The sequence below is a fragment of the Desulfatiglans anilini DSM 4660 genome, assembly GCF_000422285.1.
In the GTDB taxonomy this organism is placed as follows: Bacteria; Desulfobacterota; DSM-4660; order Desulfatiglandales; family Desulfatiglandaceae; genus Desulfatiglans; species Desulfatiglans anilini.
The window spans coordinates 362,720-387,956 of sequence record NZ_AULM01000001.1 but is presented as its reverse complement, the minus strand read 5'-3'; the positions used below and the strand labels follow the sequence as shown (position 1 = coordinate 387,956).

The window sequence follows — 25,237 nt, the reverse complement described above, 5'->3', positions numbered from 1 at the left end:
CCATGCGAAAGGCCTGGTGCACGCCCTTCCGGTGCACCGAAGGCCCCTGTGCCGCTGGGTGGGCTTACGCCTGCAAGGAATGGAAAAGCAGCCTGTTTAGGGTGAAAACTAATCCATTTTTATCAGATTCATCAGGAAAGGGTTAAAGTATGGAGAGAAAATCGGAACAGCTTCGCAACGTCGCCCTGATCGCACATGGGGGTTCGGGGAAAACGTCTCTGGCCGAAGCCATCCTGTTCAACGGCAAGGCGACCACCCGGCTGGGCAGAGTGGATGAAGGCTCCTCCAACCTCGATTTCGAGCCGGAGGAGATCAAGAAGGGGATTACCATCAGCACCGCCTTCCACCACTGCGCCTGGAGAAAGAATATCATCAACCTCATTGACACCCCGGGTGACGACAACTTCCTCTCCGATACGAAATTGTGCCTTCAGGCCGCGGATTCGGCCATCCTGGTGATCGATGCCACTGCCGGCGTCAAGATCGGGACCGAGAAGGTCTGGGCGTTCGCCGAAGAGCAGGCGCTCCCGAAAGTGGTTTTCATCAACAAGCTCGACCGGGAGCGGGCCGACTTCTACAAGGTCCTCGGAGAGGCGGAAGACATCCTGCAGGCCAAAATGACCCCCGTTTTTCTCCCGATCGGCGCGGAGGACCAGTTCAGCGGCATCATCGATCTCATCAAGATGAAGGCCTATCTCTACAGCAAAGATGCGAGCGGCGGGTTCGAAACCGTCGACATCCCGGCCGACATGGCCGATGAGGCGGAAGAGTACCGCGAAAAGATGGTCGAGAACGTCGTCGAGGTCAACGACGAGCTGATGGAAAAATACCTGGAAGGGGAAACCTTGAGCGCCCAGGAAATCGAAGACACCTTCATCAAGGGCGTCAACTCCGGGCAGGTGGTTGCCGTCCTGTGCGGATCGGCCACCCTCAACATGGGCGTCCCGCACCTGATGAACCTGATCGTCCAGGGGCTGCCCTCCCCGATTCAGAGGGCACCCAGGAAAGGCACCGCCCCGAAAACCGGTGACACCGTGGAGCGGGCCCCCTCGGCGGAGGCCCCCTTTTCCGCCCTGGTCTTCAAAACCATCGCCGACCCCTTCGCAGGGAAACTCAGCCTGATCCGGGTCTTTTCAGGGACGCTCGAAGCCGACAGCACAGTCTACAACCCCATCAAGGACGTCAAAGAAAAATTCGGACAGCTGCTGCTGATGGAAGGCAAGAAACAGCAGCCCCTCGAGATGGTCGGACCGGGGGACATCGTCGCCATCCCCAAACTCAAAGAGACCACCACGGGCGACACCCTCTGCACGGAGGGCGACCCGATCGTCTACCAGCCGGTGCAGCCGTTGCCGGCCGTCATCTCCTACGCCGTCGAGGCGAAGGTGCAAGGGAGCGAAGACAAGCTTTTCAGCTCACTTGCGCGCCTCCTGGAAGAAGACCCCACCCTTCGGCTCGAACGGGATCAGACCACCGCGGAGATCATCCTTTCCGGCGCGGGGCAGATCCACCTCGAGACCACCTGCGACAAACTGCAGCGCAAGTTCGGCGTCGAGGTCAATCTGAAGCCGGTCAAGATCCCCTATCGGGAAACGATCAAAAAACCCGTCAACAAGGTCATCTACCGGCACAAGAAGCAGACCGGCGGCCGCGGGCAGTTCGCCGAGGTGCATTTCGACGTCATGCCCCTTGAAAGAGGCTCCGGCTTCGAGTTCGAAGAGGCGCTCGTCGGCATGAACGTGCCCCGCAACTTCGTCCCGGCGGTCGAGAAGGGGCTCCAGGAGGCCATCCAGAAGGGCGCACTCGCCGGAGCGCCCGTCGTGGACCTGAAGGTGCGTTTCTTCGACGGAAAATCGCATGAAGTCGATTCATCTGAAATGGCCTTCAAGATCGCCGCCATCATGTGCCTCAGAAAGGCCGTCCAGGATGCCAGCCCAACCCTGCTCGAACCGATCATGAAGCTCGAGATCGTGGTTCCCGAGGAGTACATGGGCGACGTCATGGGGGATCTCAACAGCCGGCGCGGCCGTGTGCTCGGGATGGACAGCGAGGGGCGCTATCAGGTCATCAAGGCCCAGGTCCCCATGGCGGAGGTGCTGACCTACGCCCTCGACCTCAACTCACTGACGGGCGGCCGCGGCACGTTCCGGTTGGAGCAGTCCCATTACGAAGAAGTGCCCGCCCAGCTGGCCGACAAGATCGTGGCGGCCTTCAAGACAGAGGAGTAGATGCAGCGAACCTTCCAGGCCGGTGTCCTGACCATCAGCGACAAGGGTTCCCGCGGCGAGAGAGCCGATGAAAGCGGCGCAGTCGTCGCGGGCATCCTCGAGCAGGCCGGTTTTCATGTCGCCAAACGGGGCATCGTCTCTGACGATGTCGAACAGATCCGCGGCACCCTCACCGAGTGGGCGGACAAAGAAAACCTCGACCTGGTCCTCACCTCGGGCGGCACCGGCCTGAGCCCCACGGACGTAACCCCTCAAGCCATGGACGCGGTCCTCGATTACGAGGTCCCGGGCATGGCCGAGGCCATGCGGGCCGCCAGCCTCCTCAAGACCCCGCACGCGATGATCTCGCGCGCCAAAGCGGGCGTCCGCCGATCCTGCCTGATCGTCAACCTCCCCGGCAGCCCCAGGGGGGCCCGGGAAAACCTGGAGGTCCTCCTCCCCGCCCTGCCCCACGCCCTGGCCAAGCTGCAGGGCGACCCCTCCGAGTGCGCCACGGCTTAAACATTGACAAGTTGTCAAGAGATCCATCCTCCGTATGCAATCGATCCGATCGGGGGCTTCGATCCCGACTCCCAGACAGGGAGCAAGGGGATAAACCGTTGTTTATCTGAAACACACCCTTCATGCTCCAACAGATCTTTCCCTCCTGTACGATTCCAGGTAAAATGGATAATGAAGAAACTCAAGGAGGCTTTTGATGCCCTGCACCCTGCGGGTCCTTCTTATCTGCCTGATCGGCATGCTGTCGGCGCACGGCTTGGTTCGAGCGGGGGAAAACCCTTGGATCTCGTTCGAGGAAAAAGGCGCCGTCGTGGACCGGATCCAGATCGAAGTGGACGATGTCTTCGATCTGGACGACCCGAAGGAAAACCACTGGCTGGGGCGGACCGCCAATTTCCTCCACATCGACACCCGCCAGAGGATCATCCGCAAGAACCTGCTCTTCAAGGAAGGGGAACCCGTCAACGCCCGGATCATCGCTGAAACCGAGAGGCTCCTGAGAAACCTGCCCTATCTGATCGACGCCGAGATCGTGCCTGAAACCGACCCGGACGGCACGGTGACCGCCAGGGTGAAGGTGCACGATGCCTGGACCATACGGGTGGGAGGAAAATTCAGCGATATCGGCGGGGACCAGGATTGGCGCATCAGGCTCGGGGACGTCAACCTTCTCGGCTATGGCAAGCAGCTTTTCGTGAGCCATGGGAAAGACAGTGAACGGACCACGCAACAGATCTTCTACACCGACCCGCTCCTTTTCAATACGCGATGGACCCTCGACACCGCCTACGAAAACTTGTCGGACGGAGATCTCAAGCTGTTCCGTCTGGAAAGAGGCTTTTTCGAATACACGACCCCCTGGGCGGCCAGCTTCGCCTTCCAGGACGAGAGCAGGATCCACACCCTTTACGATCGGGACCGGGAAATCTACAATTTCCGCTTCAACCCGCAGCAGATCTCGGTCGGCGCCTGGAAGCTGCTCCGCTTCCGGCATCGCACGGCGATCCGGGCAGGGGTCGAATACCGGCACATCGATAAACAGTATGGGGAGCTGAACCAGCTCTCCACGCCCACGTTCTCCGCCCCGGAGCTCAGTGACCGCACTTACAGCGGACCGCTCCTCCACTTCTCCCTCAACCAGGACCGCTACGGATCCTTTCGCAACCTCAAGGCCGTCAGTGTCACCGAAAACTACAATCTCGGCTGGGACCTGGCGCTCGCCGGCGGCTACTTCTCGACCGCTCTGGGAAGCGAAACCGACGCAGGCTATTTCGAGGCATCGGCGGCAAAGGGGCAGCGCCCCACCCCGGAATCCCTTTTCCTGGTGCAAGCGACAGGGCACACCCGCACGGAGAGCCAAGGATTACGTGACGCGCTGGGGAGCCTTCAATTCACCGGCTACCTTCAGTCCTGGCCTTTTCAAACCCTGGCAGCGAATCTGGATCTGACCGGCGGATATGAAATGGACCCCGAAAACATGATCTACATCGGTGCCGAGGAGGGCCTCAAAGGCTACCCCTCCCACTTCAGAGCGGGGGATGCACGCTGGGTGTTCGCGCTGGAAGACCGGGTCATCCTCCCGTGGGACCTGTGGGGAATCGTCCAAATCGGTTTCGTCGCGTTTGCCGAAGCGGGCGCCATTCGCAGCCCGGACGGGGGCGGTTGGAGCAAAATTTATGCCGACGTAGGGGGAGGGCTGCGCCTCGGGAACTTGAAGAGCGCCTTCGGCCGTGTCATCCTCCTCACGGTGGCCTATCCCCTTGTCAAGGAAGAGGAGGCGGACGGCTTCCAGGTGCTGATCGGCAATGAGGTCCGGTTTTGACCGACAGGGGTGCCGAGGTCATTCGATGACTCCTTCCCGGGTCAGCGCATCGATCTCCGAACGGGTATAACCGAAGCCCTGCATGATTTCCACGGTGTCGGACCCGCGCGGCCCGGGGTGTTCGCCCGCTGCACCGGGCGTCCTCGAAAGCCTCGGAGCCGGGGCGGGCTGCACCAGACCCTTGCGCTCGATCAGCAGCCCCCGTGCCCCGCCGTGCGGGTGCCCCCCCACTTCGTAGGGTTCGAGGACAGGGGCGACGCACGCATCGGTGCCCTCGAAAACGGCCGTCCATTCGTCGCGCGTCCGCGTCTTGAAAACCGCCGTGAACCGCTCCTGCAGCAGAGGCCAGCCGGATCGGTCGTCCTGGCGCGGAAGCGCCTCCGAATCCAGGCCGAGCCTCTGCAGCAGCACCCGGTAAAACCGCTCCTCCAGCGCCCCGACGGCCATGAATTTGCCGTCGGCTGTTTCATAGGCCTGGTAGTAGGGCGCTCCCCCGTCGAGGTCGTTCACCCCGTGCTCCGTGCGCATGAGTCCATGGCCCATGAGGCCGTAAAGGAACGTGCAGAGGCTGGAGGCGCCGTCCACCATGGCCGCGTCCACCACCTGCCCTTTTCCGGATCGGCTGCGCTCGATCAGCGCCAGCAGGATCCCGAAGGCGGCCAGAAGGCCGCCGCCGGCAAAATCGCCCAGAAGGTTGCACGGCGGGAGCGGTTTTTCGCCCTTGCGCCGGAACAAGGACAGAGCCCCCGAAACAGCGATGTAGTCGATGTCGTGGCCCGCCATGTTCGCATAGGGCCCCGTCTGCCCCCATCCCGTAAGGCGCGCATACACCATGCCGGGGTTCCACACGAAGACCTCAGCGGGCCCCAGACCCAGCGCCTCCATCACCCCGGGGCGATAGGGTTCGAGCAGGACATCGCCCTGCGCGATCATCCTCCGGACGATCTGCCTCCCGGCCTCGTCCCGGAGATTCACCCGGATCGAGCGCTTCCCCCGATCGAGAGGGTTGCGGTCCATGATGTGCGGGATCTCGGGCGCCCCGCGGGTCGGACGGTCCACCACTACGACATCGGCCCCGAAATCCGCCAGCAGCATCCCGCAGTAAGGCGAGGGCGCAAGCCCCGCCATCTCGATCACGTTGTAACCCGTCAAAGGACGCATCTCATTCTCCCCGTCTGTATCCTTTCAAAGCCAAGGCCGGTGGAAGCCGATTCAGACTTCCCGTCGATCCGCGCGCAGGAGGCCGGATCACCAGCCTGTCCCCATCCCGCGCCACAATCGGCACGGCGTCGAACAGATCCCGCTGCAGGCAGAAGAGCGGATCCTCAGGCGGCAGATAGGGCCTCGATCGCGTCAGAAATTTCTGTGCCGTCGGTTGAAAAACGACCTCCCGGAACACCTTTACCGGGTCGTAGAGGGTGCCGTTGAGGAGGTGCTCCAGATAATCGGCGCAGGCCTCGTCCTCCGGGGCGGGCCTGAGTGCCCGGTCGCCCATCGCGACGAGGGTGACTTCCCCGAGTTGCAAGGCCTTCAGGTATTCCGCGATGGCCGAGGCCGTTACGAAGCTGCCCAGGATGACCTCGTCGGCGCTGGCCGCCGCCAGGCTCACCCCAGCCACCCCGGCGGTGGTCCGGTGGATGACGGTCCTGCCCTCGAAGAGCCGGGCGCCCTCGGCGATGATCCGGGAAGGGGAATTCCCTATGTCCCCGCCTTCGATGGGGACCTCGTCGACCTCCCCCACCAGCACCGCATCGGGGTGCAGGCGTTTCAACTCCACGGCCTTCAGGGGATCCGCCTCCAGGATGACCTTCGCAGCCCCGAAATAGAAAAAGAGCGGCGTGCAGGAAAAGGCTCGGAACACATCGATGACGACCACCGTGCCCCGCGCCCCCCGCGCCCCCTCCGCCATACGTTTTCGAATCACCTTCATACGCAAAACCGGCCACCGGTCCTTTTCGGCCACTCCGCCCCCGGGCGGAGCGGCGCACATCGTGTGGCATGACCACGGAGCCGTCCACCCGGGCACAGGCCGCCAGCCCATGCCTTGCAGCCTGCCATATTCAATGGCTTCCGGCACCTGATCCGAACCCGGTGAGAACCGGAGTCCTCCGCCGGGCCCAACGCCTGACGAAGGCTCGGGGCGCCGGATTTTCATCACGCCTGCCCGGTGGTCTTCCGGTGAAACGCTACCATATCAAGGCAGCAAATTCCACGGCTTAAATCGTATCCATCCGGAAATGAGGATCCTTGGTTAATATCTGTAAAACCAACAGTTTGCCCAGAAGCGATCTGCAGGTCGCCCCGCAAGTAAACGTGCAGAATGACGCCGAGATGGGCCAAAAAGACCATTTCCGGATGGAAACGGAACAGACGTGGACCTACGCACCTTTCATCGGACGCGCACGAGCGGCGTCTTGTAGACCGTTCTCGGGATGGTCTCCGGAGGAACCAGGTTGGCCTCGATCTTCACGACAAGGATCTCCCTGACCTTGTTTTCGATGTCTTTCTTGAGTCTCACCTTGTCCTCCACCGAAGGCAGCACCTCGATGTCCACCGGGATGGGCTTGTCGAACCGGACCTGTGCGGCGGAATCCTTGACCACCTGGAGGTAGCCTGTGAGGGCGTCCTTGAAGGAGGTCACCACCACATCGCGGATCGCCGAAGGAAACACGTTCATGGCCTTGTAGATCAGCATGTCATCGACCCGGCCGATGCAGCGCATCCTGGGCGATGTCCGCCCGCAGGAGCAATCGACCGCCTCGACCCGGATGAAGTCATGCGAGGCGTAACGGATGATAGGGGTCGCCTCCCGGGTGATCGTCGTGTAGACGGGCTCGCCACAGACGCCGGGCTCCCAGGGCAGGTGCTTCCCCGTTCCGGGCTCGGTCAATTCCACCATGACATGGGGCTGCGCCGTAAAATGCATGCCTTTTTCCTCCTCGCACTCCGCCCACATCCCCGGCATGATGTCGGCCAGCCCCATGATCTCGCGTACGCTTTCGGCGCCCCACAGCTCCTTGATCCGATCGCGGATGGGTGCTTCGCCGAGGCCCGGCTCCCCGCCCCCGAGGATCTTGCGGATCCCCAGGTCCCTCGCATCGACGCCGAGATATTTGCGGCAGTTCTCGGCCAGGTACAGGTCGAAGCTGGTCGTCCCGAGGATCGCCGTGCAGTGCAGGTTGCGCAGCGTTTCGAAGAGCCTTTCCGTGGCGAGTCCGCCCGCCCAGACGACCGTCGCCCCGATGTGGCGCATCCCCTCGAAGTAGGGCTCCCCTCCGGCGAATATGGGCGTGCCCACCACGTGCGCCGCCACGTCGCTTTTTCGTATGTTCGCCGTATAGGTGAAGGCGGCCAGCGACTCGCGCCAAGACTCCAGGTCTTTCCGGGTAATCCCGTAATATACGGGACGCCCCGTCGTTCCCGATGACGAAATGACCTGAACGATGTCCTCCGTCCTGGCGACCTGGATCGTCCCCAGCGGGTTTTCGGCGTCACCTGCCAACTGGGCCTCACGGATCTCGCTTTTGGTCATCACCGGAACCGCTGTCAGGTCGTCGAAGGACGCAACAGCCGTCGTTTCCGCCAGGTGCTTCCGGTAAAACGGCGAGTTGGACTTTACATAGTCGAGCAGGAGGTTGAACTTTTGGAGCCAGTACTTGTGGACATCCGCCCACGGCATGGCCTCGAACCGTTGGTTCCAATAATCACCCATCCTTGCACCCCTCCATGACCGGGAATCGATGGCGGCTGGACGGCCTCGAAGCCCGAGTTCCGCAGCGCGCGAAACAGCCCGTCGGCAGCCAGGATACGCCCTTGATCCCGGGTATTTCAAATAGTTGGTATCACCGTTCGAAGCCGCCTCTGCAGCCCCCGGCAGCTTGATCGGAAAGCCATTCCCCAGATCTAAACGCCGGCGGCATCCACCTGCCAGCCCTCCTTGAAAAGCCTCAAAAACGGAAAGCCGCCCTTGCTTGACAAAGAAATGCCGAAAGATAAATCGTGTCCCCTAACCTCGTGTCCACCGGTCAACCGCTATCGGAGATACTCGCGGATAGCCTGGATGCCGCGGATCATGGCCTCCTTGTCGACATCGGCGGAAATCTCATCCTCCGTCGTCAGTATGAATAGGCTCGAGGCCTTTAACGCCCGGCCGACCCCGCACCGCTCCAGATACGCGACGATCTCCCCGGGGGGCTTCTCCATCACAGACACCGGTATGGAGAAAGAGATCTTTTTCGCCGGTCCCCAGAGTTCCGGTTCGGCATCGGCCGGAAAGACCAACGCCTCGACGGTCCGCCGCAGAACCGCAATGTTCTCCTTTCCAAATTCCTTCTGCATCAGAAGCGCTGGAAACCCGTAATACTTCGCCGTGTTCCAGATAGGCGAGTAGACTCGGGTCAAGACCCTCGCGAGATTCGCATCCAGGAGCGGCAATGCGTCCTCGGCGACGAACATGATGTCGATGCCCGTCTCGCCCAAGGCCCTGGCAAACGTCAGGACCGCCTTCGTGCAAACGGAAAGGAGCCTCGGTTGAGCCATGACCTCTCCGGCCGAAAGCCCCGTCAACCGAACGGCAAGCGTCACGGGCCCGTTCAACCATCCGGTCAGCAGCGTTTCCGGCAGAAGCATCTGCAGCCTTTTGGTCACATCGAGCGCGACCATGACCCTTTCGTTCCGCAGGAGCTCATCCATCCGGTTTTCGAGTCCGTAGCACTCTTCCAGGCTCAGAGATTCATCGGCCACTGCTCCGCATAGAGAAACCAGAGCGTCGGGCAGAAGCTTCGCGTCGCCATAAGCGAAGATGGCCTCCAGGCCGAAATGCCTCTGGATCGAGCGGAGCGCGTTCGAGACCTTGGTCGGGTCATGGAGAAAGGTGTTCAGCGGCAGGTCCTCCAGCAGCGCCCCGAAGGAAAAGATCCACGGCACAAAGATGCGCCCCTTTTTGAGGCCTTCTTTCTTTACCCGGGACATACCCATCCTCCTTTGAGTTTCCCCATCCGAGTCCTCGCCTCCGTTGTCACATCGTTTGATCCCCTATCGACCATGCCGGGGGAACCCGCACCCCGAGGATCCACCCGGTCGCCAGGTTCCCGGCATGTCCTCACGCGCCCACCCTCTCTATCGAATGCATTTTAGGTGAATGCGCCTGCTCGGTCAGCCCTACGGTCGGAAGATGGGCTGGATGCACTGGGCGTCCGGCCAGGTTCCGTAAAACTTCAGGATCGCATCGTCCACCTTCAGGCCGGTCCATTCGGCGGTGAACTCATCAAACGGCTTTCCCCGCGCAAGCCTTGCCAGGCGCTCTTCCTTCCGCGCCGCTTCGGTCCCCTCCCGGTCCAGCTTGAGGCTCTGCGGGTCATAGAGGACCTTGTAGACCTGCTGCGCCGACCAGTCCGAGATGATCTGGTCCTTGATATCCTGGATCACCTGGTCCGGCTCCCGGTCGAGGGGATCGCCGTAGCCTGCGCCCCCTGTCGCGAACCCGAACGTGATCACGTCGTTCTTCTGGAACATGGTGGTAGGCCGACCGAAAAACTCGTTCTGCCATTTTCCACCGACGGTTTTCCGGCTCAGGATATCGAACAGCTCCAGGTTGAGATCCTTATCCCCCTTCTGCATCCGCTCCATGAGGTCGGCGCCGCGGATGCTGAGCCCCGGGACGGTGCAGGGGGCGTAGCCGCCGAAAAGGCCCTGAGGGGTCTGGACCTTGCTGTTGTCCGCGATCGCCATGAAGAAGACCTGGGGAGCGTGGTGAGCCACCCATATCTGCACGGTCCCCACCCCGCCGCGGTACTTGCCGTGGCCGCAGGAATCCTTCCAGTGATCTGAAAGGGGAACGAGCAGGGGCAGGTCGAGTTCCATCTCCTCGACATCCGGCGTGCGGCCGAACACGCACCACGGGAAGCCGAAGGCGTTGACGCCGTCCATGGTGGGGCGTCCGCCCTGGCCCTCGCTGTTGATGGAATAGGCCAGCATATCCGCGAACGGCAGATTCCACTGGGAAAGTCCGGCCAGCACCATGGCATTCCCGGCATTGCCCTGCGAGGCGGAGGTCTGCTGCCACATATCCTTCGTGCTGAACATCATTTTACCGAAAACGCCGTGCAGTGCGCTCATGACGCCGGTCGAGATCATGACTGCACAGCTGGTGGCCGCCCGCGCATCCGGATTGAGGCAGGACCCCTCGGGAAAGATGAAATCGAAGGGTTCGAACGTGGCGCTGCTCACCGGGAGGTCATGGAAGATGTATTCATAGATGAAGTTGGAGATGTGCCCCACCACCGCCTGCACGTGGGCGTTGTAGGAATAAGGGTTCTCCGGTGAGGTCCCGGTGAAGTCCATGGTGAGCCGGCTGCCTTTTTTCGTCGCCGTCATGAAGCAGGAGCGGATGAGGCCTACCTCCATCCCGACGCCGTCGGCGAAGTTGACCGACGTGAAGGTGCCGTCCGGCCAGGAGGCGATTTTCTTCCGCGCCCCTTCCTCCGCGACGATGAGCATCTTGCGCATGAGCCCCTTGACGTAGTCGGGGCTTTTTTCCTGCGCCAGCTCCACCAGCCGTTTGCGGGCCCGGTCAGCCGCCGTGGCCCTGGCCTTGAGGTCGATGACCACCATCTGGGGCGCCCGCATGCCGAAAGCGGCCATCAGCTCGAGAAAATCCTCACGGATTCGGAAATCCTCACCGATCTTGATCGGCGGGAAGTTGCCGCCTTCCAGGAACCGTGAGTTGGCATTGATGGGCATCCCGCCGGGCTCGCTGGCACCCGTCTCCGTCGTGTGGGAAGCCGCGCCCGTCCAGGCGATGAGCTCCCCCTTGAAGAACACGGGCATGACGATGACGCAGTCGGGATTGTGGATCCCCCCGTAGAGCGCATCGTTGGTAAACCAGATGTCCCCGTCCCGTATGCCGGGGTTTTCGCTGTAGCTTTTCATGATGAACTTGATGATGGCCGGCTGGATGATGGCGTGCAGGTAGGTGCCGCTGCTGGCATTGCCCATGTCGCCTTTGGCGGTGAAAACCGCCACCATGGAGTCCCCCGCGACCCCCATGGAGCTTCGCGAGGAGCGGATGAACACCTCCATCGCCTCGTCGAGGATGTTGTTGATGCGCTCGAAACCCACTTCATAATCGCCGGGGTTCAGCGTATCCACGCACCGCATTTCGTCCGCGTCCGCGGGCTCCACCTTGATCATGGAGAGTTTTTCTTCAGCGGTTGGAATCGCCATGCTACTCACCTCCTTCTAGGGTTAACCCCGCGAGATGCGGGCGAACAGGTGCTGGTCGATGGAGCAGGTCAAGGCCGGCGGAATGACCAGGGTCGTGTACTCCGTCTCGAGGATGGAAGGCCCCTTGACGACGTTCCCGGGCTTCAGATCCAGGTATTCATAGACGGGCGTCTCCTCGAAGCCGCCGTTGCCCCAATAGCACTGGCGCACCCCTTTCTGCGCCGCGGCCGGGTCCGTGCCTCCCATCTCGAAGGTGGGAACCGCCGGCTTTTCCGTCGGGATGACCGCCGTCACAACGAAGCTCTCCACGTAGCATCCACCCGCCGGATGCACCACCAGGGGGCTGAAGGTCTCGCTGAATTCCTTTTCGAACTCCTTGTAGACCGCCGTCAGATCCCCTTCCGAGCGCACATAGAGGAGTGGAGAACTTGACCGCTTTCGGTGCACCTGCCCTCCGTACAGCATGTCGAGCTCCAGTTTGAAAACCGCCCGGGCCGGGTCGAGGCCTTCGCCCCGAAGCTCCTTTTTCGCCCGTTCGATCAGCGCTTCCACCGTGGCATTGAAGTCGTCGTAGTGTTTGTTGAATTTCCTGGTCACGGGCTCCATGACCATATAGCGGTGCGAAGTCTCGTAGATGTGCATGATGTCCATGACCGACGATCCCAGCGCCGAGAAGACCGGGGAGAAGGGGAAGACCATGGCTGCCGGGATCTCGCCCATATACCCCGCCACATGCGTCGGCCCCCCGCCGCCGATGGCGAATAGGACAAACTCCCGCGGGTCATACCCGCGCAGATGGATCTCCTTGCGAATGGCTGCGGCCATGTGCTGGTCCACGATCTTCCGGACGAGCATGGCGGTTTCCGGTACGCTCAGCCCCAAGGGCTCGGCCAGTTGAGTCCGGATGGCCTCCTCGGACTTCTCTTTGTTCAAGAGCATCCGGCCGCCGAAGTAATAGTCCGGATCGAGGTATCCCAGCACCAGGTCCGCATCGGTCACCGTCGGGGCCTCGCCCCCCTGATCGTAGCAGATCGGGCCGGGATAAGAGCCGGCGCTCTGCGGTCCCACCTCGAGCTTGTTCCCGAGCAGTTCGTTCACCCAGGCGATCGAGCCCCCGCCCGCCCCGATCGACATGGTCTGGAGCATGGTGATGCCCACCATCCACCGGTCGAGGATGGGGCGAAAATCGTAGTTGCGGACGCTCTGCTTCACCACGAGGCCGATGTCGAAGCTGGTGCCGCCGACGTCGCTCGCGATGACGTTCTGGTATCCGAGTTCCTGCGCCAGACGGTAGGACCCGATAAGGCCCGCCACGGGACCTGCGCTGTAGGTCCTGACCGCGTCCGTCTTGAAGACCTCGGCCATGCCGCCCGAGTTGTGGACCATCATGAAAGGGCCGCGGTAGTCGTACTCACGCAGCTTGTCCCACATGGCGGAAAGCTCCATTTGCATCGCCCGGAACAGATAGGCGTCCAGCACCGCCGTCATGGTCCGCTGATACTCCCCGGACCTGCCAACCACATCGCTTGCCAGCACCACCGGCAGACAGCCGAGATAGTAGTCCTTGTATTCCTCCCGGATGATGGCCTTGATGCGCCGCTCGTGCTCCGGGTTGGCAGGCGACCAGAGGAGCGAGACGACGAACCCCCTCACCCCCTTGTCCACCAGGAAATTGATCTTCTCCCGGACATCCTCCTCGTCCAGGGGACGCACCACCTGGCCGAACGAGTCGATCCGCTCCTTCACGCCCACGATGAACTCCCGTGGGATAATAGCCGCGGGCTTGTTCTGCACCGCCAGGTTCCGCCGCTCGGTGATCCGGGTGCCGTCGACCCACTGGGCGCCCCGCCCGATGAGGATGCCGTCTTCGTGTCCCTCCGTCGTGATAAGCCCGAGGCGCGGGCCCTTGCGCTCGATCAGGCGGTTCATGGCCACCGTGGTCGAGTAACGCAGGAGGTCGATCTTCGGGAGGAGTTCGTCCAGCGCCATGTCGAGTTCGCGTGCGCTCTCCTCGATCACGCCGAGGAAACACACCGAAAGGTCGTAGGGCGTGGTCTGCGCCTTCTTGATGATCGTTCTCCCTTCGAAGGTCAGGACGAGGTCCGTAAAGGTGCCTCCCACGTCAATGTCGATGGTATTCATGCTTTCACCTCCAGGCGCTTGTTCACGACACGCAGTTCGCCGCTTTCGATCCGGCTCTTCAGACCGGCAAGGTCGATGGCGATGTCATGGGTGATGGGATGGCCGAGCGGCAGATATTCGGTCTCGATCTGAACGCCGCAGCCGGGGCAGTAGAATTCGAGGATCCGCACCCAGTTCGGGTCCGGGGCGAAGGTATATTCACCCTCGAATACGGCATTGTGCACCTCTTTCGGATCCCGGGCATACACCAGACACCCCCGCTTGTAATTCTCCGCGGCGCCGATCAGGGCCTTGCCGCACGCGCTGCAGTACCATTGCTCTTCTCCCAGATCCAGGTCCAGGTACTCCGTCATTCTGATTCTATCTCCCATGGCCTTTACCTCCTGGTCAAAACGCCGTTCCGATATGCATCCAAGGAAAGGGTCCAGTTTCGGGGAACGATGTAGGTGCTGTCCCGGCTCTCGAGGATCGCGTGCCCCTCGATCCGGTTGCCTGGCTCCAGCCTCTCCCAATCATAGAGCCTGCTCAGGACCTTTTCCGTCCCCCGGTAGACCTCGCGCTCGCCCTTCGCGGCGTCGGAGGCATCCTCCCTCCCCAGAGGGAGAGCGAGCGGCTGCATCTTGGCGGCCTTCGCCCTGGCGCGAAGCCTGAGAATCTCGACCACCCTCTCCCCGTCGCTGCTCTTGGGCAGCCGCTCCACCAACCGCTCCCTGAACAGACTCAGAAGGTCGGCCGCATCGAGGGATCGGATCGTCCACGCGCAACTCACCGGGTAGGATCGTTCCCTGTCATGCAGCTCGACATACAGTTCGGTCTCCACGGTATCCATGGGGAATCCTTCCCCGGCCATATCCCGCCTGGCGTCGGCCATCATGCGGCCGATGATGCGCGGCAGCGCAGCCGCCTCGCCGATGGGCAGAAAAGGGGAATATTCATACGTGTGGGAGACATCCGCCACCGATGAGCCGAATGCGCTCAGGACGGAACCGAGATCGAAGACGTAGACCGAGGGGATGTCCACCTTGCGGGCCACCTCGCTCCCGACCATGGCGCCGTTGCCTCCGAAGGCGAAGAGGACATACTCCTCCGCGGGCTTTCCCTGCCGCCGGATCAGTGCGTTGACCTCATCGGCGATCATGCGCGTGGCCCGGTTGGCAATCTGATACGCGGCCATTTCGGATTCCACTTTGAGGGGGCCGGCAACCTGCTCTGCGATCACGGCCCGTGCGCGCTCCTTCTGGAGCTTCTTACCGCCGCCGGCGAAATAATCCGGATCCAGAAAACCCTTGACCAGGTAAGCGTCGGTCAGCGTCGCATTCGTTCCGCCGAGATCATAGCAAGCCGGTCCGGGATAGGCCCCCATACTCTCCGGGCCCAGGGTCAACCTGCCGTCCGTTGCCCGCGCGACGGTCCCTCCGCCGAGCGCAATGCTTCGGAGGTCGAGCATGTTCTGTTTCAACGGGATGCCGAGGATATCCCCCTCACGGACCATGGCCGGCCGGAAATTCTCCACAAGGCCGATCTTGGTGGTCGTCCCGCCCACATCCAGGGTGATGACATGCGGCAGGTGGTACTGCTCCGCCCAGAAGGCGCCGGCGTGGATGCCGAAGATCGGACCGGATTCGATCGTGTCGACGGGTTTCGTCTTGGCGACCCGGGCAACCCCGCCGTCGGTATGCCCGAGCAGCAGAGGCCGCAGGTACCCGCGCTCCCGCAATTCATCCTCGGCCTTGAACATGGCCCGGGCCATGGGGCCGTGCACATAGGAATTCATCAACGCCATGTGCGTGCGGTTCATCTCATCGGGGTGCTTGCAGATATCGCCTGCCATCAGAAAAGGGACATTCCCTAGGTAGTGGTCGGGATATTGCTCTTCGAAGAGGCCCTTGATCTCCATCTCGCTCTGGAGGTTCTTGAACCCGTCCTTCAGGCTGATGCAGATCCGGCGCACCCCTTTTTCCAATAGCCGCTTCAGCTGCACCACCAGGGTGTTGGCGTCCAGGGGGAAGGCGACCGTCTCGACGTTTTCTTCCTCCAGCAGACGGCCGAACACCGGACTTCGCCTCCCTTCCGAGTAGAGGGATTCCCGGTAGCCTTCCGTGACGAAGATCCCCAGCTTGGGGCCCTTTTTTTCGGCCAGGATATTGGTCGCCGTCGTGTTGGACCAGCGGACGATATCGACCTGCTCCAGAAAGCCCTCGAGATCGGCAAACCCGAAGGCGGAGGCGCCTTCCCGCATCGCGTTGAGCCACGCAATGGTGATGTCATGGGGGGTGGTGTCCACCTTGACCCGCTTGATCTCTTTGCCGTTGGTAAACAAGCCGTCGGTGAAGGTGCCCCCCGTGTCAATGTCGACTGTGAAGCCCATCTTTCCCCTCCTCTTCCGCGAACATCCACAAAGCAACCGGTCGAATCACCCGGGCCGATCCCGGAACCCAAGAACTGCAATGAGCAACGTTCATGCCAGGGTGGGCCGACTCAGTATATTTATAAGAATCGCAGGATGTTGTACGAAAATCTCCACTACTGGGAGAGGAAGGAACGTCTTTCGGCGGCTGCGTCGCGGGGAAATCATAGCCAAAACGCAACGGCAATTGCGTTTCTGTTTATATGCGAAGCTCAAACTGTTGCAAATCGGCTAGGGTCACGCCGGGGCTCCCGTTCCACCCCTTCAGAAGGGCGCATCTCGGCCGGTCATCAAGGAATCAAAGGGAATGAAACCGTAGGGCCGGATTCATAATGCTTATGCGGGGCAAATGGGAAAGGAATGCGGAGAACCCCCGGGCTTTCGATCTGCGACGAACCGATTACCCGCCTGCGCGGGGGCGGACCGTCCGCCACCCCGGCCATCGCCCCCTCGATGTACGATTACCCGCCTGCGCGGGGGCGGACCTGGGATCTTGTCCCGCGCTGAACCGGGCCGGCTGGATCGAGGTGTTCTTCCATCCGAAGGGATGAAGATCGTGCCTGGGACTAACGTAGTTTACGAAGCTTGCGATGAAGGGTGACGGGGTGAATGCCGGCCTGGCGGGCGGCCTTGGCCACGCTCCCGCCGTTCGCTTCGAGAAGGGCCTTGAAATAGCGGGCCTCGAAAGCCTCGCAGGCCTCGCGGTAGGATTGAATCATGGGTGCCGGCTCGATGGTGCCGGGTTTTGCAGGGCCGCCCGATGAAGGGTCTTCGATTGGAAAAGGGCCGGGCCCCCCAGGCCGGGACGCGTAGTCGGCACCGCCCGCCTGATACGGATCAGCCGATCGCCTGCTGTCGGCAGGATCGCCCGAGCGCACAACAGACATAGAGTCCTCTCGGCCCAGGGCCGCCAGGATTTTCCCGGAGTACTGGAAGATCTGTTTGCGCGTAATGAGGTGCTGCCCTTCGGGCAGCGTGGCCGCCAGGCCCTCCATCAGGTTTTCGAGCTCGCGCACGTTCCCCGGCCAGTCATAGGCTTCGAGAAGCCGCACGGCTTCGGGCGAAAGCTGAATGGGATCCAGCCGGTTTTTCAGACAGAAGCGCGTCAGGAAATAGTCGGCCAGCGGCAGGATGTCCTCCGTCCGCCGCCTCAGCGACGGAGCCCGCAGGTACACCACATTCAGACGATAGTAAAGGTCCGCCCTGAATCGCCGCTCATCGACCGCCTGATCGAGGTTCCGATTGGTTGCGGCGATGATCCGCACATCCGCTTTCTGCGCCGCAGAACCGCCCACACGGGTAAATTCCTGATTCTCCAGGAATCTCAGAAGCGCCACCTGGCCTTTCGCCGTAAGTTCACCGACCTCGTCCAGGAAAAACGTCCCGCCCTGCGCCTCTTCCAGGAACCCGGCATGCCTGCGGGTCGCACCGGTAAAGGCGCCCTTCTCGTGGCCGAAGAAGATGCTCTCGAAGAGCGCCTCGGGGACCGCGCCACAGTTTACGGCTACGAACGGCCCATCCCTTCGCTCGCTTTCGAGATGGACGGCACGCGCGATCAACTCCTTGCCCGTGCCGCTCTCTCCGCATATCAGGACATTGACCTGCATCGGCCCGATCTGCCGGATGGTCCTCTGCAACTCCACGAGGAGACGGCCCTTGCCTATCATGCCGTATCCGGCGCCGCTGCCGAGGCCTGCCTCGGCCTGTTTACGGAGTTCATCGCGCCTCGAAAAGGCCCCCCGAAGGGCCTGCTCCACCCGCGCGGCGTTGTTGAAAGGGCGCACGAGATAGTCGAAGGCCCCGGCATGCACCACCGCCAGGGCCACGTCCACATCCGCCTCCTCGGAAACAGCGATGATCGGCGTGACGGCATTGTGCTCGGCCAGGCGCCGCATCGAAACGAGCGTCTGCTCCACACGGTCTTGAAAATGAACGATGACGGCATCCAGGGCCGTGTCCGCCGCCGCATCCAGGATGTCCGAGCCTTTTGCCGCGGAGGTCACACGCAGACCCGGCAGCCGGAGGACCTCGGTCAGGAAATAACCGCAGTACCCGTCGTCCTCGACAAGAAGGACGCTCCGCTCCCCTTGAAGCCCGGCCTTCTCCATCACGGTGTCTCGCCTCCGCCCCATCGGCTTTGCGGCCAGGGACCGTAATATTTGAGGATCTCGTCCTTTGGCCGCCTCACGGACCACTTTTGCATGAAGGCCTGCCAGGGAAGCCCCTGGGCGAGGCGCTGTTTCCGCACGCCCTCCCGCCGCCTGGCAGTCTCACCCTCATCGACCGATTTCGTGACAGGGTCATACACCACGTGGTAGACATTACGCGCCACCCAATCGGAGATCACCTCCCGTTCCACGTCCTGGACCACCCGTTCGGGGTCCCGCTCCAGCACGTCTCCGTATCCGACCCCGCCATGGGAGCAGCCGACAAAAATGTCCCCTTCCTCGAAGGTCTGCGCCGCGCGCAGGTTCGTCGTCGTTTCATATGTCCCCGCTATCCGCCGCTCCTCGATCAACTGGTAGACATCCGTCGGCAGATCGGCATCTCCCCGCTCCAGCTTCTCAAGCACATCGGTGCCGCGGACCTGAATCCCTGGATGCGTCGGAGGGGGATAACCCCCGAAAAAGGACTGAAGCGCCTGAACCCGCGACGATTTGATGATGGACTGATAAACGGCCTGCGGCGCGCCCCGCACCACCCAGGCCACCGTGATGCCCGCTCCGCCCCGATATTTTCCGTGCCCGCAGGAATCCCTCAGGAGCTTCTGAAAGAGGTGGATATGCGGTTTTTCGTCCTCCTCCTCTTCGACGTCCGGCCCCCGACCCCACGGCCCCCACGGAAAACCCCAGGCATCCACGCCGTCGGCATCGCATCGGGCGCCTCCTCCCTCCGCGTTCAGCGGATAGGCCAGCATGTCGCTGAAGGGCACCCCCCACTGGTTCATACCGGCCATGACATAGGCATCCCCATTGTTGCCGAAAGGCCCTGTGGCCAACTCCCTTACCCCGGATGCAAACAGGATCTTCGACATGGTCAAATGCACCAGACACATGGCAAGGCTGCAGATGAGGACCGAATTCGCCACCGCGGCCTCCGGGTGTGCGTTGAAGCAGGTGCCCTTGGGGACAATGGTCTCGATCGGCTCCCAGATCCCGGCCGAAAGCGGCAGATCGTGAAACGGGAACCCGTAGAAATACATGGCGTTGTGCGCGATCATGGTGTGCTTGAAGGCATTGTAGGGGCCGGGCGTCTGCGGGGAGGTGTCCGTAAAATCCAGGCTCAATCGGTCGCCCCGTTTTCGGATCGTGCAGGCACCCTTCACGAGCCCCTCGTCCACCCCGATGTGGTCTGTGAAGACAACGCTGCGAAAGGTGCCGTCCACCCAACCGGCGATGCGGCGGCGCACGGCCTCGGCCGTGCTTTTGAGGATCCGCGAAAAGACCCCGATCAGAAAGCCGCCGCCCTTTTCGGCCGCCATCTCCTCGATTCTCAGCCGCACCCGGTCACAAGCCATCACCCGCGCACGGGTGTCGATCATCTGCATGTGGGGCGTCCGCGAGACCATATTGGCCATCATCTCCAGGAGATCTTCCCGCAGCCTGAAGTTTTCGCCGATCCGCATGGGGCTCATCTTGAGACCTTCGTCGTAGCGCGTCCTTGCGCTGACCGGCATTCCCCCCGGCTCGCAGGCCCCGGTCTCCGGCTGATGGCACGCGGCGGCCGCCCATGCGGCCAGGTGCCCGTTCCAGAAGATGGGAACGAAAGCGAACTGATCCGGATTGTGGACGCCCCCGTAAACGGCGTCGTTGGCATAGAAGATATCGCCCGGCCGCACGCCGACGTCGGGATGGTCCTTCCAGCGGTGGCAGATGTACTTGATCTGGGGCTGGCCGCACACGGCGTAAAGGTAGGAACCGCAAGCCGCCGTTACCATGTCCCCCCTGGCGGTGTACAACCCGACGCTCACGTCCCCGGATCGCAGCATGCTGGAGACGCCGCTCCGAACGAAGATCTCCTTCGCCTCCTCGACGATCATGTTGAGTTTTTCCCGGGCCACCCCGTAATCGATCGGGTCGAGGCCCTCCATGCACGCCCGCTCTTCCTCAGTCAGCGGTTCGGGCTTCAACCGCTCGGTGAAGGTCATGTCCAGGATCACGGCGCCCCCCTAAGCAGGAGAAGCTCGTTCATCGAGCCACTCGATCCGGTGATTCATATACCCGTCCACGAAAAGCTCCACCCCTTTCGGGAGAACCGTTGTCGTATTCCGGGCCTCCACGACGGCCGGCCCCTCGATCACATTGCCGCTGCGAAGCGCCTCACCGTCATACAAACGGGTCTTCTCGAACCCTTTTTCCGCTTCCCAGTACACCAGACGCGCCCCCTTGCGTGCCTGGCGAGAGGGCACCGACCGATCGTCCTTCAAGCGCGGGAACGCGGCCCGTTCCAAAGGGTAAACGGCATGGAGCACAAAACTTTCGATACTCACACCGCCCTGGGAATAGACGCCCGCCGGGCCGAAAAACCGACGGTATTCATCCAGAAAAACATCCAGGAGCGCCAAGAGATCCGGCGGCCCTGCGAGCCGCAGCGTCGGGCTCAGGATCCGCCTGACGTGGAGTTGCTTGACGAACTTCATGTCGAGCTCGAGGCGGAACCGGAGATTTTCGGGGTTCAGCCCCTCGGCCCGAACGTCTTGCCCGGCCTTTTCTACGAGTTGGTTCACGATGCGGTTGAAGCGGCCCGTGTCCAGGACAGGGGTCTCGTCCCCCTGCGGCACCACCAGCAGCCGGCGCGAGAGTTCGTAGATGTGCCGCACGTCCATGAGCGACCCGGAAAAGGCGCAGAAAACCGGCGAGAAGGGGAACGCGATCAGCCGACGGATATAACTCGCGCCAGCAAAACCGCAACAGTGGGTCGGCCCCGCCCCCCCGAAGCTGAACAGCACGAAACGCCGCGGATCATGCCCCCGCAGCACGGTCTCATTGAACAGGCTGTTTCCCATGAATCCGTCCACGAGCCGGCGCATCGCCGCAGCGCCCTCCACCGCGTCCATCCCGAGAGGCCTTGCGACGCGCTCCTGAATCGCCTGCCTTGCGAGGTCGCCGTCCAGCCGGATCCGCCCCCCGTGGAAAAAATCCGGGTTGATATAGCCGAGGAGCACGTCCGCATCCGTCACCGTCGGTTCCGCGCCGCCCATGTTGTAGCAGGCCGGCCCGGGCATCGCGCCGGCGCTCTGCGGCCCCACCTCCAGCCGCCCTCCCATGGCCTCGTTGGTCCAGGCGATGGAGCCGCCCCCGGCGCCGATGGTCCTGCAGTCCACCATATTGAGGTTCACCATCCAACGGTCGATCAGCGGGCGCACCTCGGTGTAGTGCCAGTGCCCGTCGTGGATGACGCCCACATCGAAACTCGTACCCCCCATGTCGGTCGTGACGACATCCGTCAGGCCATAGAGCTTCGCGATCTCCAGGCTCCCGGCGATGCCGGCGATATGGCCGCCGTTGTAGGTATCCACTGCCGTGGTCTTCAGCACCTCGCCCATGCCGCCCGAGTTGTGGACCATCAGGACCGGACCGCGGTAGCCGTTCTGCCTCAGCTCCCGCCTGAAAGCGGCCAGATCGCTCGAGACCGACGGGTGGAGGTAGGCGTCGAGGATGGCCGTCATGGCCCGCTGATACTCACCCTTCTTGGGTTGGACCTCGTGCGAAAGCATGACGGGTATGCGCCCCAGGGTGACCTCCGGATATTCCTCCTCGATGATCTCCCTGACCCGGATCTCATGCGCGCCGTTCACATGGGCCCAGAGAAGGCACACCACGATCCCCCGGACTCCCTGGTCCACCAGATGATGGACCTTCCGTCTCACATCCTTTTCGTCGAGCGGACGGATCACTTCCCCCCTGTGATCCATCCGCTCCTTGATCCCTGCAATACGTTCCCGCGGTACGATGGGCGTCGGCTTTCGAACCATCGCGAGGTTTCGCGTCTCGGACTTCGAAAGGCCGTCGTCCCATTGGGCCCCTTTGCCGATCAAGATCCCGTCCTCGAACCCCTCCGTCGCAATCAGACCGATCTTCGGCCCTGTCCGCTCGATGAGCTTGTTCATCGCCAGGGTCGTGGAGTACCGGATCATGTTCGTCCTCGGCAAAACAGCCGCAGGGCTCAGGCCGAGAAGCCTCGCAGCGTCCGCAAGGGCCCGCACAAACCCCACCGAAAGATCATACTGGGTCGTCGGGGACTTGCCGTAGGCGCGCCGGTCCCCCATCTGGAGAAAACAGTCGGTGAAGGTCCCCCCGACGTCGACGTCGATCGTATTGGGAGCCCTCGAGCCATTCGGCCGCATCTCTTCCCGTTTCTGTTCGTGGTCGATGGACATCCTTCAAAAACCTAAAAGCGGTGTCGGCGCTTCAACGCATCGATATCGATTTCGATGTCCCAGGTCAGGGGATGCCCTGGCGGAAGGAATTCGTTTTCGATCATGGTGCCGCAGCGCGGGCAGTAGAATTCGACGATCCGGATCCATTCCGGGTCCGGCGCAAACGTGTAAGTCCCCTCGATCACCGGTGGGTAAATCGAACGGGGGTCGCGATCGAAGATCAGGCACCCCTTTTTGTAGTTGTCCCGGGCCTGGCCCAGCAGTCGCCCACAGCGGTTGCAGCACCATTGCTCGGCCTCGAGATCGATGTCCAGATATTCAGTGATGGAAATCTTCATCCAGCCCTCCCTCGAAACACGCCACCGCATCGGATCGGGAAATCCTCGCATTTCGACGTTTGTCGAGCGCCATCTCATATCCCGGGGAAACGACCACGGTCGTTTCCCGACTTTCGAGGATGCAGGGACCCGAGACCTTCAGGGGGACCTTCAACGCATCCCACCGATGAACGCGGGCGTCGACCCAATGCCCCCCCTGGCCGTAAATCCGCCTTTCGAGGCCGGTACTGCCGGCCTCGTCGAAAGGCACCAGGGCATCGGGCTCCGCATGAGGGACACGCGCCACAGCCGTCAGGGCGATCCCCACGAGTCGAAGGCCGCGCCCGTCGACCTCGGCCCCGTCCCCGCCAAAAAGCCGCCCGATCCGCTTTCGGACGGCATTCCAATCCCCCGGCCATAGAAACGCCGTGGGGCAATCACAGCTCCACCTGGTCCCTATCGCTTCGACCGTGATCTCCAGGGCCGATTCGAACTGGATTCCTTCCGGCTGGAAGCCCTCGGCCGCCATATCCTGAAAAGCTCTTCGCTGGAGGGCCAAAACGACACCGTTGATCCGGTCGCACACCTCCAAACCCCTCTCCGCAGAGGGCTCGAGGCCCAGGTTCACCTCTTCCTCATAGCGATGCAACACGTCCATCCCGCTCGTCCCGAAGGCGCCGAAGACCGATCCCTGCCGGAAAATTCGGAGTTCACGGAGCCCCGCCGCCTCGCACAAAGCGCACCCCATGCACCCGCCGCATCCGCCGACAGCGAAAAGCGCCGTGTTCACCGGATCGAGGCCGAAGCGCGCGATCACCGTCCGAATCTCTTCCGCAATCCGCCCGACGGCCTCCTCCTTGACGCGCAAGGCGGCCTCCTCACAGGAAACCCCCCATATGCCGGCGACCCGCTCCTGAAAGACCTTCTCGGCGAGAGTCCGCTTCAACCGTCTTTCTCCACCCAAGAAATAGCCTTCGTCGAAGTATCCCAGGATCAGAAAGGCATCCGTCAGGGTCGGCTCCGCACCCCCCAGGCCATAGCAGGCAGGTCCGGGAAACGCCCCGACACTCCCCGGCCCCAGATGGACCCGCCCCGTGTCGTCCAACCGGACGACCGAGCCGCCTCCGATCCCGATGGTCACAGCGATGGGCAACCCTCGCGAAGAATCGGCTTCGCTCCCCCGTCCGCACCACACCATCTCGCCGCCCCGGATAACGCCGAGCTCGGTGCTTGTCCCCCCGATGTCCACCGTGAGGGCATTCTTTACCCCATAGATCCGGGAGAATCTCAGCGCGCCGAACACCCCCGCAGCGGCCCCTGAGCTGATGGTCCGCTCCGCCGTGGACTTCGATACCCGCGAAGTACCTCCATCCGCGTGCACAAGCAGCAGCGGATGCGGATACCCGTTTTCCCGCAGATAGTCTTCGATGGCCAGGAAGGGTCCTGAGACCGCATGGTGGGCATAGGTGTTGAAAACGATCCGGCTGGTGCGCGGCAGATACTCCCGGATCCGGCTCAGTTGCCCGCCGCTGACCACGGGGATCGATCCGATGAAGTGGTTGGCGTAGTACCGGTGGATAACGGCCCTGGCGCGCTCTTCGGCCTGCAGAAAGCCCTCCTTCCCTCCATCCAGACTGATGACCAGTATGTCGGCACCCCTCAGAATCAGCCGGTAAGCCGCTTCCCGGACCTCCGATTCTTCGGATTCAGCCCCTACCTCGATCACCATCTCCGGCTCCACAAGCACCCCTGAACCGTCGGGAAAAATTCCTTTCCCAAGAAAGGCCTCTTTCCATCCCGCCGCCAGGATCAATCCTATACAGAGTCCCTTTCGCTCCAAGATCAGATTGGTTGACAGACTCGTCGAAAGACGGATCACCCGGACAGACGAAAGACATTGGCGGACAGACTCGAAGCCCAAGGTTTCCCGCGCCCTTTCGAGCGCCTTTCTGAAGCAGACGCTCAAATCATGACGCGTCGTATCCACCTTGATCAACGTCATCGAGCGTCTGCTCGAGAAGATCGCGTCGGTGAAAGTCCCCCCGATGTCCATGTCGACGGAGTATCTCTCGGCCAAGCCGCCTGGGCCGGGCTGGTCGAATGGATATCTGCCTGTCCTGATCGCCATAGTCGCTCTGAAAAGGCCGTGCGCAGGGCCGCATCGGCAAAACGGCCACCGTTTCTTTATTCCCTGACATCCGAAGGGTTTTCCCCACT

At 62.2% G+C, this 25,237-nt stretch carries 17 protein-coding genes; 4 read left to right on the top strand and 13 right to left on the bottom strand.

Annotated features, from left to right (window positions below; translation table 11 throughout):
- The first annotated feature begins 149 nt into the window (after nt 1–149).
- The 3 genes from fusA (at nt 150) to H567_RS0101770 (ending at nt 4,551) form a co-directional block, all read left to right on the top strand.
- The gene (gene fusA, locus H567_RS0101780) at nt 150–2,228 is read left to right on the top strand and encodes an elongation factor G (protein ID WP_028320077.1); all 2,079 of its coding nucleotides are present in this window, start codon (nt 150–152) and stop codon (nt 2,226–2,228) included.
- Nucleotides 2,229–2,729 carry a MogA/MoaB family molybdenum cofactor biosynthesis protein gene (locus H567_RS0101775; protein ID WP_028320076.1) on the top strand — a complete coding sequence of 167 codons (501 nt, stop codon included), beginning with the start codon at nt 2,229–2,231 and terminating at the stop codon, nt 2,727–2,729.
- 196 nt (nt 2,730–2,925) lie between these two features.
- Entirely contained in the window at nt 2,926–4,551 is a 1,626-nt protein-coding gene (locus H567_RS0101770; RefSeq protein WP_028320075.1) for a BamA/TamA family outer membrane protein, read from the top strand.
- Between the two features lie 18 nt (nt 4,552–4,569).
- Here H567_RS0101770 and H567_RS0101765 read toward each other — a convergent pair whose 3' ends face one another.
- The 8 genes from H567_RS0101765 to H567_RS0101730 form a co-directional block, all read right to left on the bottom strand.
- Nucleotides 4,570–5,712: a CaiB/BaiF CoA transferase family protein gene (locus H567_RS0101765; RefSeq protein WP_028320074.1), complete on the bottom strand. Its 1,143-nt coding sequence runs from the start codon at nt 5,710–5,712 to the stop codon at nt 4,570–4,572.
- Nucleotide 5,713: 1 nt separating this feature from the next.
- Entirely contained in the window at nt 5,714–6,592 is an 879-nt protein-coding gene (locus H567_RS22530; protein ID WP_161626541.1) for a 2-phosphosulfolactate phosphatase, read from the bottom strand.
- A gap of 348 nt (nt 6,593–6,940) precedes the next feature.
- Entirely contained in the window at nt 6,941–8,263 is a 1,323-nt protein-coding gene (locus tag H567_RS22525) for a phenylacetate--CoA ligase family protein (RefSeq protein ID WP_051184388.1), read from the bottom strand.
- 320 nt (nt 8,264–8,583) lie between these two features.
- Nucleotides 8,584–9,522 carry a uroporphyrinogen decarboxylase/cobalamine-independent methonine synthase family protein gene (locus H567_RS0101750; RefSeq protein WP_028320073.1) on the bottom strand — a complete coding sequence of 313 codons (939 nt, stop codon included), beginning with the start codon at nt 9,520–9,522 and terminating at the stop codon, nt 8,584–8,586.
- Between the two features lie 189 nt (nt 9,523–9,711).
- Complete coding sequence (locus H567_RS0101745) at nt 9,712–11,775, bottom strand: hydantoinase B/oxoprolinase family protein (protein WP_028320072.1); 2,064 nt, start codon at nt 11,773–11,775, stop codon at nt 9,712–9,714.
- A 21-nt stretch (nt 11,776–11,796) separates the two neighbouring features.
- Complete coding sequence (locus H567_RS0101740) at nt 11,797–13,917, bottom strand: hydantoinase/oxoprolinase family protein (RefSeq protein ID WP_028320071.1); 2,121 nt, start codon at nt 13,915–13,917, stop codon at nt 11,797–11,799.
- Nucleotides 13,914–14,288, bottom strand: coding sequence for an acetone carboxylase subunit gamma (locus H567_RS0101735; RefSeq protein WP_028320070.1), 375 nt, complete (start codon nt 14,286–14,288; stop codon nt 13,914–13,916). Before H567_RS0101735 ends, H567_RS0101740 begins: the two co-directional genes overlap by 4 nt.
- Nucleotides 14,289–14,293: 5 nt before the next feature.
- Nucleotides 14,294–16,285, bottom strand: a complete 1,992-nt coding sequence (locus H567_RS0101730; RefSeq protein ID WP_028320069.1) for a hydantoinase/oxoprolinase family protein — start codon at nt 16,283–16,285, stop codon at nt 14,294–14,296.
- A 399-nt stretch (nt 16,286–16,684) separates the two neighbouring features.
- Here H567_RS0101730 and H567_RS28325 point away from each other — a divergent pair, with 399 nt between their 5' ends.
- Entirely contained in the window at nt 16,685–16,831 is a 147-nt protein-coding gene (locus H567_RS28325) for a hypothetical protein (RefSeq protein ID WP_153306007.1), read from the top strand.
- 59 nt (nt 16,832–16,890) lie between these two features.
- Here the strand turns inward: H567_RS28325 and H567_RS22520 are convergent, their stop codons facing one another.
- From H567_RS22520 to H567_RS0101700, 5 genes are read right to left on the bottom strand one after another with little or no spacing between them, the layout of a single operon-like run.
- Nucleotides 16,891–18,432, bottom strand: a complete 1,542-nt coding sequence (locus H567_RS22520) for a sigma-54-dependent transcriptional regulator (RefSeq protein WP_051184387.1) — start codon at nt 18,430–18,432, stop codon at nt 16,891–16,893.
- Complete coding sequence (locus tag H567_RS22515) at nt 18,432–20,483, bottom strand: hydantoinase B/oxoprolinase family protein (protein WP_051184386.1); 2,052 nt, start codon at nt 20,481–20,483, stop codon at nt 18,432–18,434. Before H567_RS22515 ends, H567_RS22520 begins: the two co-directional genes overlap by 1 nt.
- 9 nt (nt 20,484–20,492) lie before the next feature.
- Nucleotides 20,493–22,703 carry a hydantoinase/oxoprolinase family protein gene (locus tag H567_RS22510; protein WP_084516735.1) on the bottom strand — a complete coding sequence of 737 codons (2,211 nt, stop codon included), beginning with the start codon at nt 22,701–22,703 and terminating at the stop codon, nt 20,493–20,495.
- An 11-nt stretch (nt 22,704–22,714) separates the two neighbouring features.
- Nucleotides 22,715–23,041 (bottom strand): acetone carboxylase subunit gamma, encoded by a 327-nt coding sequence (locus tag H567_RS22505; RefSeq protein ID WP_035253008.1) that lies wholly within the window; start codon nt 23,039–23,041, stop codon nt 22,715–22,717.
- Nucleotides 23,022–25,097 (bottom strand): hydantoinase/oxoprolinase family protein, encoded by a 2,076-nt coding sequence (locus H567_RS0101700; protein WP_161626539.1) that lies wholly within the window; start codon nt 25,095–25,097, stop codon nt 23,022–23,024. The genes H567_RS22505 and H567_RS0101700 overlap by 20 nt, the downstream gene beginning before the upstream one ends.
- Nucleotides 25,098–25,237: the final 140 nt, after the last annotated feature.

Excerpts from the sequence above, each read along its gene's own strand:
- fusA (WP_028320077.1), top strand. The coding sequence starts at position 150 with ATGGAGAGAAAATCGGAACAGCTTCGCAACGTCGCCCTGATCGCACAT.
- H567_RS0101775 (WP_028320076.1), top strand. The coding sequence starts at position 2,229 with ATGCAGCGAACCTTCCAGGCCGGTGTCCTGACCATCAGCGACAAGGGT.
- H567_RS0101770 (WP_028320075.1), top strand. The coding sequence starts at position 2,926 with ATGCCCTGCACCCTGCGGGTCCTTCTTATCTGCCTGATCGGCATGCTG.
- H567_RS0101765 (WP_028320074.1), bottom strand. The coding sequence starts at position 5,712 with ATGCGTCCTTTGACGGGTTACAACGTGATCGAGATGGCGGGGCTTGCG.
- H567_RS22530 (WP_161626541.1), bottom strand. The coding sequence starts at position 6,592 with ATGGGCTGGCGGCCTGTGCCCGGGTGGACGGCTCCGTGGTCATGCCAC.
- H567_RS22525 (WP_051184388.1), bottom strand. The coding sequence starts at position 8,263 with ATGGGTGATTATTGGAACCAACGGTTCGAGGCCATGCCGTGGGCGGAT.
- H567_RS0101750 (WP_028320073.1), bottom strand. The coding sequence starts at position 9,522 with ATGTCCCGGGTAAAGAAAGAAGGCCTCAAAAAGGGGCGCATCTTTGTG.
- H567_RS0101745 (WP_028320072.1), bottom strand. The coding sequence starts at position 11,775 with ATGGCGATTCCAACCGCTGAAGAAAAACTCTCCATGATCAAGGTGGAG.
- H567_RS0101740 (WP_028320071.1), bottom strand. The coding sequence starts at position 13,917 with ATGAATACCATCGACATTGACGTGGGAGGCACCTTTACGGACCTCGTC.
- H567_RS0101735 (WP_028320070.1), bottom strand. The coding sequence starts at position 14,288 with ATGGGAGATAGAATCAGAATGACGGAGTACCTGGACCTGGATCTGGGA.
- H567_RS0101730 (WP_028320069.1), bottom strand. The coding sequence starts at position 16,285 with ATGGGCTTCACAGTCGACATTGACACGGGGGGCACCTTCACCGACGGC.
- H567_RS28325 (WP_153306007.1), top strand. The coding sequence starts at position 16,685 with ATGCGGAGAACCCCCGGGCTTTCGATCTGCGACGAACCGATTACCCGC.
- H567_RS22520 (WP_051184387.1), bottom strand. The coding sequence starts at position 18,432 with ATGGAGAAGGCCGGGCTTCAAGGGGAGCGGAGCGTCCTTCTTGTCGAG.
- H567_RS22510 (WP_084516735.1), bottom strand. The coding sequence starts at position 22,703 with ATGTCCATCGACCACGAACAGAAACGGGAAGAGATGCGGCCGAATGGC.
- H567_RS22505 (WP_035253008.1), bottom strand. The coding sequence starts at position 23,041 with ATGAAGATTTCCATCACTGAATATCTGGACATCGATCTCGAGGCCGAG.